This window comes from Phascolarctobacterium sp. Marseille-Q4147 (assembly GCF_017968825.1).
GTDB lineage: Bacteria > Bacillota > Negativicutes > Acidaminococcales > Acidaminococcaceae > Phascolarctobacterium_A.
This window is the reverse complement of record NZ_CP072874.1, coordinates 1,777,115-1,792,986: the sequence shown is the minus strand read 5'-3', so window position 1 is coordinate 1,792,986 and position 15,872 is coordinate 1,777,115. Positions and strand designations below refer to the sequence as shown.

The 15,872-nt window shown below is 43.4% G+C and carries 5 protein-coding genes; 1 reads left to right on the top strand and 4 read right to left on the bottom strand.

What is annotated here, in order from left to right; all coding sequences use genetic code 11:
* Positions 1 to 11: 11 nt before the first annotated feature.
* Complete coding sequence (locus tag KAH19_RS08340; protein ID WP_210684196.1) at positions 12 to 1,229, top strand: dicarboxylate/amino acid:cation symporter; 1,218 nt, start codon at positions 12 to 14, stop codon at positions 1,227 to 1,229.
* Between the two features lie 452 nt (positions 1,230 to 1,681).
* Here KAH19_RS08340 and KAH19_RS08335 read toward each other — a convergent pair whose 3' ends face one another.
* From KAH19_RS08335 to KAH19_RS08320, 4 genes are all read right to left on the bottom strand, one after another.
* Entirely contained in the window at positions 1,682 to 6,199 is a 4,518-nt protein-coding gene (locus tag KAH19_RS08335; protein WP_210684195.1) for an autotransporter outer membrane beta-barrel domain-containing protein, read from the bottom strand.
* 116 nt (positions 6,200 to 6,315) lie between these two features.
* A complete protein-coding gene (locus tag KAH19_RS08330) occupies positions 6,316 to 10,800 on the bottom strand; it encodes an autotransporter outer membrane beta-barrel domain-containing protein (protein WP_210684194.1) in 4,485 nt (1,494 codons plus the stop codon).
* Between the two features lie 113 nt (positions 10,801 to 10,913).
* Positions 10,914 to 15,101: an autotransporter outer membrane beta-barrel domain-containing protein gene (locus KAH19_RS08325; RefSeq protein WP_210684193.1), complete on the bottom strand. Its 4,188-nt coding sequence runs from the start codon at positions 15,099 to 15,101 to the stop codon at positions 10,914 to 10,916.
* Between the two features lie 234 nt (positions 15,102 to 15,335).
* Positions 15,336 to 15,824 (bottom strand): hypothetical protein, encoded by a 489-nt coding sequence (locus tag KAH19_RS08320; RefSeq protein ID WP_210684192.1) that lies wholly within the window; start codon positions 15,822 to 15,824, stop codon positions 15,336 to 15,338.
* Between the last annotated feature and the right edge of the window lie 48 nt (positions 15,825 to 15,872).

Below are 15,872 nucleotides of genomic sequence, written 5' to 3'. Positions count from 1 at the left end.
GAGGACGCATCATGACTATTGGTGGAAAGAAAATTAGTTTGACGACTCAGATTTTTGTTGCCATGATTATCGGCTCCTTAGCCGGACTTATTTGTGGTGATATAATGAAGCAAGTAGCCTTCATCGGTACCATCTGGCTTAACTGCGTAAAGATGATTGTAGTTCCAATGGTATTTTTTACTATCATCACCGGTATCACTTCTCAGAAGAATTTAAGTTCTTTAGGAAGAATTGCTGGTCACATTATAGCTTACTATGTGCTGACAACACTTGTAGCAACTGTCATTGGTCTTACAGTCACGGAAATTATCCGTCCCGGCGAAATTGCTAACTTTACCGGTCTTGCATCGAAAAAAGTTGCTGCAGCCACTAGCATAACTATGGCAAAATTCTTTACTGATATGTTTACTACTAACATTTTCGTTACCTTCACTAAAGGCAACATTCTTCAAACCCTTATTGTTGCAGTATTCTTCGGTATTGCTATCATGAAAGTTGCAAATGAAGAAAACAAAGAAATGTTAAAAAAAGGCTTTGCAGCTGTAAGTGATATGGTATTCTCCCTTATCACCATGGTTATGAAGGCTTCTCCTATCGGTATTTTCTTCCTTATGGCTGATTCCTTTGCTAAATATGGTGCAAGTCTATTTACAAGCATGGCATATTTAGCGGGTACCTATTATCTTGCGTGCATCATTCACGTTATTTTGGTTTACGGCGGTATTCTCTGGATTTCTAACGGTATTAATCCCTTCCGCTTCATCAAAGATTCCATGGAGCTTTGGATTTATACCTTAACAACCTGTTCCAGCGTAGCTTCCATTCCTGTAAACATTAAAGTTGCTAAGGAAAAATTCGGTGTTCCGGAACGTATTTCCAGCTTCACTATCCCATTAGGCTCCCAGATGAACTATGATGGCAGCGTTATCCTTTATGGCTGCGTAATCGTCTTCATTTCTCAGGTCGTAGGACATTCGCTTGATATTCCTACAATGCTGAAAATCGTAGGTATGTCTGCTATCCTCTCTACCGGTGGCGGCGGTATTCCTGGCAGCGGTATCGTAAAACTGTTTATCATGGTTGAGGCCTTTGGCTTACCTACTGAAATCGTTGGTATTATTGCAGCATTCTATCATATCTTTGATATGGGTACTACTACCAACAACTGCCTTGGTGACCTTGCAGGCACCATCTTCGTATCCCGCATGGAAGATAAAAAAGCTGCGTGACGTAACAATAATGTTATGAAGCCAAAACAAAATTAACTCCATAAACTAAAATACAGCTAACTTAATAAGCAAAGGTATCTCAAGCAGAAGCTAGTTGATATTTAACGGTGAAGTGCACTAACCGTTAAACTTATATACTAAACTTCTGCTAGGATGTCTGAAGAAATTTGCGCAAAACTATTGACAGTACCATTTAATCCTCTGCAAATCTAAATACTAAGTACAGAAACTGGTTGCATATAAGCTATAAAAGATTTATACATCATCAAAAAAAGCCAAGCAATACAACACAACGTGTCGCAGTGCTTGGCTTATTATCTGGCTATATTCATGCTAACAGCTTAATTAATTTCCATAATCAAAAAGGCCGCTTTGCAGCGACCTTTTTCGACTTTCTAAAGCAGGCAGGGATTCCCCCTTCCTTGCTTTTTACATATTATACAGATGAGAAATCAGAACGTAAATCTCAAGCCTGCGTCCACACGCCATTTCTCTTCAACGTCACCGCCGAAGCTGCGTTCAAAGTCTGCATAAATCAGGCTGTTTTTGCTCAGCTTAGCTGTACCGCCGATTTGTGCTTCGTACCAGGTATCGCCAAAATCAATACTGGTTCTGCCTTCAGGCTCGTTCACTGCACGGAAGGTAGTGTCAAAGTCACCGCTGAATTCATGTGCTGCTGCCAGTTTTACAAAGTAGCTTGCATTATCCAGCTTCTGCCCCAGACGGAAGCCTACGCGGCCTACCAACGTATTGAACGCATCCTGCTCTACCTGCATATCCTTCTTCACGCCAACGCTGTCCAGATAATCACTGTGCGCATTGTAATCCTTGCCGTTGATGCGTCCCAAGGTCAGCTCTACGCTCGGATCAAAATAGAAACCGTTGTCATTTTCGAAACGCTTGCCATATTCTGCGCTGATGCTGGTACCCCAGGTCTTGTAATCGCCGCTCAGCTTGTGACCGCTGTCATTGAATACCTCGTAGTCATTATCCAGCTTGCTGTACTTAGCGATGATGTCAACATACTGTCCGTCTTCACTCTTCCAGGTACCGTAGATGCCTGCGCTGTAAGCGGAAAGGTCACCGCGGCCGTTGCCATAGGTTGCATCACCATCGTTGTAGGATACTGCTGCACCGACTGTCCAGCCGTTGCCTGCATCTGCATCATAGCCTAACTGATATGCATTATATTTCAGGTTGAAATCAGTATTCTGGCTGTCCATCTCGTACTTGCCGCCGTAGTATTTTGCCCACAGACCTCTTTCACCTTCAGACAGACGCAGGTCGCCCATGCGTTTCATCAGGTCATTGTTTTCTGCACGCCACAGCATTGCGGTGGAAGCCATAGCAGATTTTGCACCCTTCATCATAGCAGTTTCCTTGCTGCCGTACATGATAGGTACATATACATCCGGAGTATGAATGCTGCCTGCAATCAGGCTGCCTTCGCCGTTCTCTTTGTTGAAGTCCAGGTCTGCCAGACGGATTGCCACGGAACCTGCTGTCAGGCCTTCGGCAATACCAACCTTGCCATCCAGATTAATTTCCGGTGTCGGATTATCCTCAGTAGCAACTGCTTCGTTATAAACCAGCTTTCTTCCCAGAGCGGAAAGTGTATTGACTACCTTATCCTGGTCGCTGGTATCAATACCGCTGCGGTCGGTATAGAGTGTAATGCCTGCATTCTTGCCGTCAGTCTTAGTTGCCTTATCAATAACAATATTACCCAAAGCATCAAAGCTTGCGTTGCCGTCTTCACCATTTTCATGTGCCAGATATGCGTTTACATAACCGGACAGATTTTTGATATTGATGTCCTTGGCTTCATTTTGATAAATATTACCGGCTGTTTCCGCAGTATTGCCACCATAGAGGCTGCTAATTACACTCTCGTGAGAAGTAGTATATTCCGGACCCGACCACGGATGGAACAGCAATCCCTTGTTATCCCAAACAGCTCCGTTGGACAACCAAAGGTTGTTATTAAATTTAGTATTTTCATCTCTCGGTCCGTAAAAATGACCATGCAGATAAGAATCAGGTGTAGTCAGGCCAATATTAATAGTACCGCCCTCACCATAGAAATCAGTGGAAGTGCGTACATCACCGGTAATCTGCACATAATTATTACCTGCACCGGTTACGTTACCATTCTCATCCTCAAGAACATTAACATTAACCATGGTGTTTTCTCCGGATGTCCAGATAGATTCATGCTTATCCGCAAAAATACGACCACCGCCAACACTGACCTTGCTATATCCCTGGCGAGCAAAAATAGCTGCAGATTTTTCGGTTTCGATATCTACAAGTCCCTTGATATCAATAGTATTGGAGTTTTCCTTAGTCGCATCGTTAAACATGCTTGTTGCTTCCAATGCACGCCAGTCAAGTTCGTAAGCAGGAGTAGGAATTCCGCCGCGGATAGTAACAGCATGGTCACGGCTGTTATCGTTATTGATGATAACATGAGCACCGGTATCGGTAGCAGCAGCTGTAGACGCTCTGATAGCACTGCCATAATAGTAGTTGTTTCTGGATTCCAGATAAACTGCACCGGGGTTATCAATCGTAATAGTACCCTCTCTATAAGCTCCGATAGCAGCTGCTGTCCACATAGGCTGATCGCCTGTGCTGTTTGGCTGCGGAAAAGCATTAAACACAACGCTCAAATTATGTCCCTGCATATCAATAGTGTAGGACGGTCCGCCTTTAGCTGTAAACGCACTGGATTTATAAGGAGCAGTACCATAGTTGTTGATGGCAGCACAGTACAATGTTTTACCCCAGACACCCTTCGGCATTTCATTAAGCTTTACTTCTACCATCGCATTATCATTAAATGTGTATTTCAAATCCTTACCATCAGCTGTTCCGCTAATAACGTCCTTATAGCCTGCCGCTGAGTCCGCCTTTTCATCGCCGAACATTACTCCAACATATGGATTATATATTTTTTCTTCCTTTTTAGCCTGACCGGTTTTCTCATCAAAGGTAATATTACTATAATACTTAGCAACAGAAGAACTTGTCAGGCCTTCGGCAATTTCTACTCTGCCGCTCAAATTACGCTCACCATCTACATATGCAGAATAGGTCAGCTTTTTAGCCAAATTATCCAGTACTTGATTAACAAGCCCTGTATCCTCCGTATTTATACCGTCAGCAGCTGTCTGCAGATATACCGTTGAATCGGAATGACCTAAAACCTCCTCTGTTTCAGTACCATCGCCAATACCGGTTGAAAGGATATCAGAAGGCACTGCCGATTTAATAGTAACATTACCACCCGTCAAATCTGCCGGATTCTCAGCAGTATGTTGGAAAACAAAGGTAGTATTACCGGCATACTTATCAATAGTAATATCACCTGCACCGACATTTACAAAGTTTCTCTTGCTGACAGCATCAGAGGAGGTAAGCTTGTTTACATGCTGCTTAGCATCAGAGGTAATGTTCCACACGGAATTACCGGTAAAACCAAGATTGATATTGTTGTCATCACCGGAAATCGCACCATTCCATGTTGCACCATCATAAGCGTATAAGGAAATATTACCGGAAACATTGCCCGTATACGCTCTGCCGGTGCCACTAATACCAAAGGTTATCTTGCTGTCGGCATCAGTTTTCATATCACCGGCAAGATTTCCATTTGAGGAAGCAACACTTATTGCATCATAATCAAGCTTGTCATAATGAGTACTGCTTACACCATAATTGATTTCGCCCTTGTTTTCAGCCAATGCAAGATATTTTCCGTCCGCTACGCTCTTGACATCTATGCCAAGATAATCTTTATCACCCTTCAGGACATTGATTCTACCGCCATCATGTGCATAGAAAATATTGCCGCCGCTACTGCTGATTATAGTATTATTTTCAGCACTGAACTCAACAACACCGTTTTTACCGGCTTCTGCAATGTTGCCTGTTGCAGTAATGTTATTTTTAATTCTGTCTGTAGCCGCTGCCGCAACCTTAACTTTTACCTTGCTTTCGTTTGTACCGTTATTGCCTGCATAAATAGCACTGCCCTTGTCATTACCGCTGACATTCATATTAAAAAATCTTGACTGGACGCTGACAATACCGGACTTATCATTGTAAATACCATACACAGTATCATCAGCATTACCTATAGCATTAATATTGAGTACAGTATAGCCGTTACTAGGTTTTTGCGTTTTAACATTAACAGGAGCATTAGTTATGTACAAATCCTTATCTGCTCCCTGTACTGCAGCTTTTAAGCTTTCTGAAGACAGGTCAGGCTGAATAGTAAACTGCATATCCTTGTTGTCACCATAGAAAACCAAGGTGTTTGCAGGTATCTTCACTTCCTCGTAAGTCGGACTCAGAGTAGTACGGTCGCTTGACGATATATCATAGTAAGGATTGTTATCATTTTTCAAAACATTAGTATATGTGCCGGCACTGCCATTATAGAAATAATACTTATCGCGGTCAGCATTATTTTTTACTATAATAAATGCACTGCGAATTACATTGCCATCATCATCCACAATTTTGATTTGTGAATATCCCCTTAAAAAATAATAGGCAGACGATGCTTTTGCAGAATCCGTAAGAACAAATTTATCTAACAGCCCATTAAGAACCTTATTGATTGTCGCATTAGTATAGTCAGGCAAATCGCTTGCTTTTACCTCTAAAGAAGCAAATACCGGTTTGGACATAACATCAGAGGTTACATTGACGTCTCCGCCAACTATCTTGCCAGTATTTTTATCATATCTGAAGCTGAAAACATCAGGCTTTACTTTAGATGAACCGACCTGTGCTTTGTTGGGATACGTCTTGCTGTCCAAAGTAATGCCGCCTGCGTATTCGCTGCTGCTCATATCATAGCTGGCAGCACTTGCAACACTCATCAGGCTGCAGCCTAAAGCTACGGCAATAGCTAAGGCAAGTTTGGTTTTCATTAAGCTTTTTTTACTCTTACTCATTTTTGTACATCTCCTCACTCAAAAATAAAAACTGAGTGGAGGCAGGAGCGATAGCTTCAGCTCCTGCCCGCTCTATACATATGCCTTAAATGGCACAATGTCAAGGAAACTAATTATTAGAACGTAAATCTTAAGCCTGCGTCTACACGCCATTTCTCTTCAACGTCACCGCCGAAGCTGCGTTCAAAGTCTGCATAAATCAGGCTGTTTTTGCTCAGCTTAGCTGTACCGCCGATTTGTGCTTCGTACCAGGTATCACCAAAGTCGATACTTGTTCTGCCTTCAGGCTCGTTCACTGCACGGAAGGTAGTGTCAAAGTCTCCGCTGAATTCATGTGCTGCTGCCAGTTTTACAAAGTAGCTTGCATTATCCAGCTTCTGGCCCAGGCGGAAGCCTACGCGGCCTACCAACGTATTGAACGCATCCTGCTCTACCTGCATATCCTTCTTCACACCAACGCTGTCCAGATAATCACTGTGTGCATTGTAATCCTTGCCGTTGATGCGTCCCAAGGTCAGCTCTACGCTCGGATCAAAGTAGAAGCCGTTGTCATTTTCAAAACGCTTGCCATATTCCGCGCTGATGCTGGTGCCCCAGGTCTTGTAATCGCCGCTCAGCTTGTGACCGCCGTCATTGAATACCTTGTAGTCATTATCCAGCTTGCTGTACTTGGCGATGATGTCAACATACTGTCCGTCTTCACTCTTCCAGGTACCATAGATGCCTGCGCTGTAAGCGGAAAGGTCACCGCGGCCATTGCCATAGGTAGCATCACCATCGTTGTAGGATACTGCTGCACCGACTGTCCAGCCGTTGCCTGCATCTGCATCATAGCCTAACTGATATGCATTATATTTCAGGTTGAAATCAGTATTCTGGCTGTCCATCTCGTACTTGCCGCCGTAGTATTTTGCCCACAAGCCTCTTTCACCTTCAGACAGACGCAGGTCGCCCATGCGTTTCATCAGGTCATTGTTTTCTGCACGCCACAGCATTGCGGTGGAAGCCATAGCAGATTTTGCACCCTTCATCATTGCGGTTTCCTTGCTACCGTACATGATTGGTACGTAAGCATCAGGAGTATGAATGCTACCTGCAATCAGGCTGCCTTCACCGTTCTCTTTGTTGAAGTCCAGGTCTGCCAGACGGATTGCTACGGAACCTGCAGTCAGGCCTTCGGCAATACCAACCTTGCCATCCAGATTGATTTCCGGTGTCGAGCCATCCATAGCACTAGTTTCAGTTTCAGTATCAACCTCCGGAGAATTTATAGCTTCATTGTAAACCAGCTTTTTAGCTAAAGCAGTCAAGGTATTTACTACTTCATTATTTTCGCTGGTATCAATACCATTGCGGTCAGTAAAGAGCGTAATGCAGGCATTCTTGCCATCTGTCTTGGTTGCTTTTTCTACAACAATGTTGCCAAGAGCATCAAAGTTTGCATTGCCGTCTTCACCGTTTTCATGTGCCAGATATGCATTTACATAACCGGACAGATTCTGGATATTGATGTCCTTGGCTTCATGCTGATAAATATTACCGGCATGAGCGCTGTCTGCACCACCATAAAGATTGCTAATATTGCTGACAATATTGTTAGTGCTATAGGTGCCGCCAGCCCAGTTATGCGTTACAGCAGGCATATTATCCCAAACGGCACCGTTGCGCAGATACAGATTATTGTTTCCAACGCCGTAGAAATGACCTTTCAGATAAGAATCAGCAGTGTTCAGACCGACATTAATTGTACCATTAGAACCCCAATACGGTGTAGCTGTCGAAACATCGCCTTCAATCTGCAGATAATTGTTGCCTGCATCTATAACGTTTCCTTCTGCATCCTTCTGCATATTCAGGTTAATCAAAGCTTCCTTACCAGCAGTAAAGATAGAGGAATAATTATGAGAAACAATGCGGCCGCCGCCGATGTCAATCGTCGCATAGTTGCCACGAGCAAATAAAGATGCACAATTATTTACATCAATATCAACAAGGCCCTTGATATCTACAGAGTTACCGTTTTCTGCTTTAGTACCATTTTGCGTCGTTACCTCAATCGCACGCCAGTTCAGCTGATAACCCGGAGTATCGATACCGCCGCGAATCTTGACAGCATGCTCCTTGCTGTTATCATTATTGATAATAACATGCGCACCGGTTGCGCCAGCAGCAGCAGTAGAGGCTCTGATAGCACTGCCGTAATAATAGTTATTAGTAGAGGTAATGCTGACAGCACCGGGGTTATCAATCGTAATCGTGCCATCACGGTAAGCGCCGATAGCTGCAGCAGTCCACATTGGCTGGCTGCCGGTAGAGCCTGAAGCCGGGAAAGCGCTGAAGTTTACATTCAGGTCATGTCCCTGCATATCGATAGTATAGCTCGGTCCGCCCTTAGTATAGGCAGGTGAAGATTGATATGGACGGTCACCGTAGTTGTTGATTGCTGCACAATATAGACCGCCCCATCCGAAGCTACGCGGATCCTTGTTCAGCTTAACATCAATAAGAGTATCATCATTAAAGGTATATTTTAAATCCTTGCCGACAGCGGTACCGCTGATCTGGTCAGCATACCCGTTTTTCGCATCTGATGTTTCATTACCAAAAATAATACCTGTAAACGGTTTAAAGAGCTCATTCTCTTTTTTAGCCTGTCCGCTGGCTGCGTCAAAGGTAATATTGCTGTAGAATTTGCTTACAGAAGCACTCGTCAGGCCCTCCGCAAGTTCTACCCTGCCACTTAAGTTACGCTCGCCGTTAACATAAGCAGAGTATGTCAGCTTCTTGGCCAGATTATCCAGCACGGAATTGATTGCAGCATCATCTGTAGTATCTATGCCATCGGTGGAAGTCTGCAGATACACTGTAGATGGTACTTCTGATACCTGATATTTCTCAGAGCCAACGCCTGTGCTGAGAACCTTAGTCGTCTCAGCGCTGTTAATAGTCAAATCGCCGCCAAGAATCTTGCTGGCATCAGCTGCATCATGCTGATAAACAAAGGTTGTATTGCCGGAGTATTTATCAATCGTCAGATTGCCTTCACCAACATTAATAAAGCTTCTCTTAGAAGCAGAGTCACCACCATTATGTACTTTTAAATGCTGTGCAGAGTTAGCGGTAATATTCCAAAAAGTGTCGCTGCCCAAATCCAAAGCAACATCTTCACCTATAGCATTGCCTTCCCAGCCTGCTCCTGTAGTGAAATACAAATTAACATTCCCCTCTGCATCACCTTGGTAGTTGTACTTACCGCCGAGGCCAAAATTAATTTTACTGTTAGCATCTGCCTTCATATTGCCGGTAACATTATTGCTTCCTTTTAAAACAGTAGCCTTATCATAATCTACACTGTCAAGATGCTCAACACTGACACCTGCATTAATCGTACCGCCGTTTTCAGCCAATGCCAAATACTTGCTGCTGTCACCCATTGTTATTTTCAGCCCGGCAGTACCCTTTGTCTTATGTCCAACGTTGATAATGCCACCATCATGAGCATACAACAAATTGCCTGTCGCAGTTTCCAAACTGCTTTGGCCGGATGTCAGGTCGATTACGCCATTCTTGCCGGCTTCGAGAACATTGCCGTTCGCCTTCAGCGCTACACCAACACTATTGTCAGCAGTAGATTCCAAAATGATATTGCTTGTATAATCCGCATTATTACCTGCATAGGCAGCATTGCTCTGCTCGTTGCCGTCAGCAGTGATAGTCATCTTGGCATTCTTCAGATGTACCAAGCCCTTCTGATCATTGTAGACGCCATAAACTCTATCTGTATTTTTTCCCTCGGCTTTAATGGTTATCTCACTGTTCCAGGTACTGGAGCCCAATACGTTATTAACATATAAATCCTTTTCAGCACCGCGTACAGCAGCCTTTATAGTTTCCTTAGAAAGGTCCGGAGCAACAGTCAGTCCATAACGGCTATCGTTTCCGCCAACATACCAGGTGTTTGCAGGGATTGTTGCATAACCATGCGTAGTATCAACCTGCTTGATATCATATTCCTTATTGCTGCTGTCATTGCTTAAAACTGTTTTATAGGTACCGCCGGTCAGATTAGCTGTACTGCTCATGTCATCAGCAAATTTCACTTCAGATACGCGCACTACCTTGCCGTCATCGTCAAGAATGCGAATAGATACGTAGTCAAAGCCGTAATAGTGGAGTAAGCCTTCAGCCGGCTTCAGCTTCTTCAAAACAGCAGCATTAACCTTTTCTACTGTTGCTAAAGAGCAATCAGGCAAATCGCTAGCCTTAACGTCAAGATTAGCAAAAACAGTAACACCTTTTACTTGCGTGCCACCCCAAGGAGTGGGTTCTTCATAGCGCATATCGGTAGCCATAGTAATATCGCCGCCAAGCACCTGTCCAGTCGCCTTATCATAACCAAACATATAACTATCCGGATCCTGATAGCTTTTACCAATCTGATCACCGTTTACCGCATGGCTCCAGGTAATGCCGCCGGCATATTCGCTACTCGTCATATCATAGGTAGCGGCACTTGCAACACTCATCAGGCTGCAGCCTAAAGCTACGGCAATAGCTAAGGCTAGTTTTGTTTTCATTAAGCTTTTTTTACTCTTACTCATTTTTGTACATCTCCTTACCCAAAAATAAATTTTTTGGATACAGGAGCTATAGCTTCAGCTCCTGTCTGTTTTATACATATGTCTTCAAAGACACAATGCCAAGGAATTATAATTTAGAACGTAAATCTCAAACCGGCATCTACACGCCATTTCTCTTCAACGTCACCGCCGAAGCTGCGTTCAAAGTCTGCGTAAATCAGGCTGTTGTCGCTCAGCTTAGCAGTACCGCCGATTTGTGCCTCATACCAGGTATCGCCAAAGTCGATACTGGTTCTGCCTTCAGGCTCACCCTCTGCTGCAAAGCGGCTGTTGAATTCACCTTTAAACTCATGTGCTGCTGCAAGTTTTACAAAATAGCTTGCCTTTTCAGTCTGTTGACCAAGACGGAAGCCTACGCGTCCTACCAATGTGTTAAAGGCATCCTGCTGTACCTGCATGCCTCTGCTCTTGCCCCAGGTGTCCAAATAATCACTGTTTGCACTGTAATCCTTGCCGTTGATGCGTCCCAGTGTCAGCTCTACGCTCGGATCAAAGTAGAAACCGCTTTCATTTTCGAAACGCTTGCCATATTCTGCACTGATGCTGGTACCCCAGGTCTTGTAATCGCCGCTCAGCTTGTGACCATAAACATTGGCAACATCATAGTCATTTTCCATACGGGTATATTTGGCAATCAGGTCTACATACTGACCATCATTACCCTTCCAGGTACCATACAAACCTACGCTTGTATCCTTCAGATCAGCTTTGCCAATGCCATAATTGGAATCACCATCGTTATAGGATACTGCCAAACCAACTGACCAGCCGTTACCTACAGCCTTATCAAAGCCTACCTGATAAGCATTGTATTTCAGATTAAGGTCAGTATTCTGACTGTCCATCTCGTATTTGCCGCCATAGTATTTAGCCCAGATGCCTGCTTCACCATCATCCAGACGCAAATCACCCATACGCTTCAGCAAGTCATTATTTTCGGCACGCCACATCAACGCACCGGAGGCCATAGCAGATTTTGCACCCTTCATCATAGCAGTTTCACTGCTGCCATAAATAATCTTCGCATCCGGCGTTCTGATAGTATCTGCTACCAGACTTGCCTGTCCGTTATCAGCAGAGAACTCAACATCTGCCAGCTTCATGCCGGCAGATGCAGCGGTTAGCCCTTCTGCTATCTGCACATAACCGTCAAGATTAGCTTCCGCATTATCTACGGCACCCTGGTAATAAAGCTTGTTAGCAAGGCTGCTCAATACAGCTTTTGTTTCATCTGCTTTATGCACATCAAAACCGCTGTTGTCTGTTGTCAGCGTAACAGCAGAGCCTTCAGCAGCGTGATTAATAGTAAAGTTACCGCCAAGAATATTTGTTGCATCGTCCGCCGCATGCTTATAAATAACGTTTACATGACCGCCAAAATTTTCAATAGTTGTATCTACAACACCGTCATGCGTCATATCAACAGTACCTGCAGCTGCTTGCGTAGCACCGCCAGTCAAAGACTTCAACGAAGTAGGCTGCTCTGTATCATTTAAGTTGTACCAAACAGCACCATTCTTGATTGTTGCATCAACAGCATTGTTTAAGGAATAACCTTCCCACGTTGCCCCGCTGTCCATCAGCAGTTTAGTAGCATAAGAGGCTTTGCCCATCCATTTAGCTTTATTGCCCATAAACAGGCTTACTATGCCATAATCACCGGGTGTTACGCCCCAACCGCCACCTGCGACAAAATTACCTACCCAATAGGAATCAGGTGTATTCAGGCCAACATTGATTTTACCCTTGGTGCCCATGCCGCCGACAGTTGAAAAGTTACCTACTATCTGCGTAGTATTATTTCCGGCCGCAATAGCGTTACCGGTAGGAGAATCCTCATCCTTGATAACATTGACGTTGACAATGCCATAATTGGTACTAACAAATTCGCCATAAGCACGGATAGCAGCATTTTCCGCACCGCCGCCAAAATTTAGGCCAGGATTTTGCCCAGCTTTCGTCATAATAATTCTGCCGCCGCCAACATCGATAGTAGATGCAACAGCACTCAAGCCTTCGGCCATACCAACACCGTCTGTAGTATCTGCTTCCAAATCAATCAAACCATCAACCTTCAGCCAGGAGCGTTCACCATTTGCACCATTCATAGACTTGATAACAGCGCCATTGGTGCTGTTAGTGGTACTGCCACGAACCGTGAGAACCTTTTTCTCTAAATTCTCACCGCCATTATGGATATAAAGCTGACCGCCGCCATTCACAAACAACGCCGCTGTCTGAGCACCTTTATTACTTACAGCTTTAACGGACATAGCTCCGGGGTTGAAAATTTCAACCTTGCCGGTAGCACCTACTGCAGCAATGCCAGTCGTACTTTGGTCGGTAGCTATATTTAAATCCATACTATGACCATTCAGGTCAACATTCACATTCTGCTGATTATAACCGCTGAAAATACCGGAGCTGAAGGTATACAGCCAAGGCCCTGCTACTAATTTATTACCTTCCGGATCAACATTGATTTTAATATCCTTGGTAAAAACATAGTTGCCGTTGTCGTATACACCTGCATCCTGATATTCTTTGGTCAGAGAAACATCACCGATTATAGCCTTGGTAAATTCTACGGCACCCTGTTCCGCAGGTTTAACGTATTCATTAACCTTGCTTTCCTTGTCAAGATAGCCCTGACCTGTAGTATCATCAAAGCTCATATCGGCGAAATACTTGCTGGCAGAGCTGGTTGTAAGACCTTCCGCAATACTTACGGTACCATTTAAATTTCTTTCGCCGCTTGCATAGCCTGTATAATAAATTTTGTTTGCCAAAGCGTTAAGTGTTGCCTCTCTGGCAGCTTCTGTATTCAGGTTGGCATCATAGTCAGTAAAAACATTGAGAGCACTGTTCTCTATAGCTTTTTCAATAGTGAAATTGCCACCTAAAATTTTTGACGGGTCCTTCTTATCATGCTCATAAGCTACGTTAAACAGATGGCTGTCAAATTTCTTAATTGTAACATCACCGCTATCGGCACTTTGATGCAACATACCGTTAATACCGCTAAAATTATTCAATACTGTATTGGTACCCTTATTGCCTGTATTGGCAGCGCTATTATTCCATACGGCACCATCATTAAGAATCATCAACACATTGCCGAATTTTCCTTCTTCCTTAATTACGCCGTTCAAATAGGAATCTTTGCCGCTTAACCCTAAGTAGACAATATTTTTTTCATTGTCACCAACAAAGACATCTCCGCCTATCTGAGTACCGGTACCCAATACCACAGCACCAGTCTGACTGTTCAAGCCGCCAACTGAATTTGCGCCATAAAAAACCTTGCCATAGGTATTATAAATTGCATAACGCTCACTACCATCAGTCGTCGGAATAAGCTTAATAGTACCTCCTTTTTTTACAGTAATGGCTTGATTATTATAGTTGGGAGTATTGTGTACAGGTGCAACAACTATACCATTTCCATCAGAAATAATATTACCCTTATGGTTCAAGGTTATCTTGGCATGATTACTGTCAACAAAAAGTCCCGCACTGTTTTCCAATACATCAGCAGCTTTTTTATTGCCGCTTACTGTGATATTTACGTCACCATTAACCGTAATACCGCTATTGTTATAAAATTTATTGTCTGTTGTCATTCCCTCAGGTATAGATACAGCTATACCATAAGCACCATTAGGATTGTCCACTTTAATATTCAGGCCATCGGTAGCAGTTAAAGTAATAGTTCTGGTCTTATTATCAGTAGCTGCACGCCAGATACCATAAGATTTTTTTGTATTGTCGGCATCAGCATTGACATTAATGTTCAATTCTTTTATTGCACCATATTTACTGCTGCCAAACTGCAAAGTGCCAAGACCGGTGGTCTGCAAAATACCGGCGCCGATATTATCACCGGAGGCTTTAACACTTAAAGTCAGCTTATTAGCAGGAGCTGCAATGCAAATATTGGGGCTGGTCTTTCCCTGCACCATATTGACCGCTGCCGCCTGCACATTATAATCTTTACTGTTCAAATCCTGAATAGTGAAGGGGGCAGCAGCACCGTCAACAGTAATGCTGCTATCCTTGGTAAATGTATAAACGTTGTTATTCTTAGCAGGCACTTCCAAAATACCGCTGTAAGTAACATCTTTTTCAATGTCGCCGGTAATGGGAGCCGTAAAATGCGCCTCAGTTTGTTCAGCACTTGTAACACTCATCAGACTGCAGCCTAAAGCTACGGCAATACCTAAAGCTAATTTTTTACTTCGAATCCAAGATGATTTTGCCATAATAAGCACCCCTTGCAAAAACACCGGACAAAGATAATAACACCAGGGCGTCCATCTCCCGACTGTCATTTCCTCTATCATAAAGCAGTCCACTCTCACATCAACCGCTTATCAGGAATCAAAATATTATTTTATAAATGCTTAACTAAACTTGAACATATCATCGACAATATCCTTTTGTTGCCTGACTTTTATTTTCAGCATGTCTCATATGTAAATCCATGCTCAACTAAATTATTTTTTCCAGATTGCTTCCATAATATTGCTGTACTGCGCTTCCAGAAATTTCAGTGCTTCACCGATAATTGCGTTCAGCAGCACCGGATTAAAGGTATTGTTTTCTGCGGTAATGCAGGCATTCAGCATGAAATCCCCCTTTTCGGAAACTGTAAATTTAAAGGGACGTACATTATTGTTCATGTTGTTGATAGCTGCAGCCAGTTCCGGCAGCTTTGCTTCCGGAATTACCTGCGGTGCAATCTGAACCTGTAAAATAATATAAACACTGTCATCCATCAGCACAGCCATCGGCAAAATCTGTCCTTTTACTTCCATACGGCTACGGAAAATTGTGGTATGACGCTCATCTTCAATTTTTTGTACGTCAAAGCAGTCTATTTTGTTATCAGTCAGGAATTGCTGCATTTTATCAATTTTATCAGCACGCTTCTGCTCCATATCCAAAACTTTAGTCTCTTTAGTTTCTTTAACTTTTTCTGTCATTTTAAAGTCTCCTTTAACATTTTTATTTAAGAGGGCGTCGGCGCTACG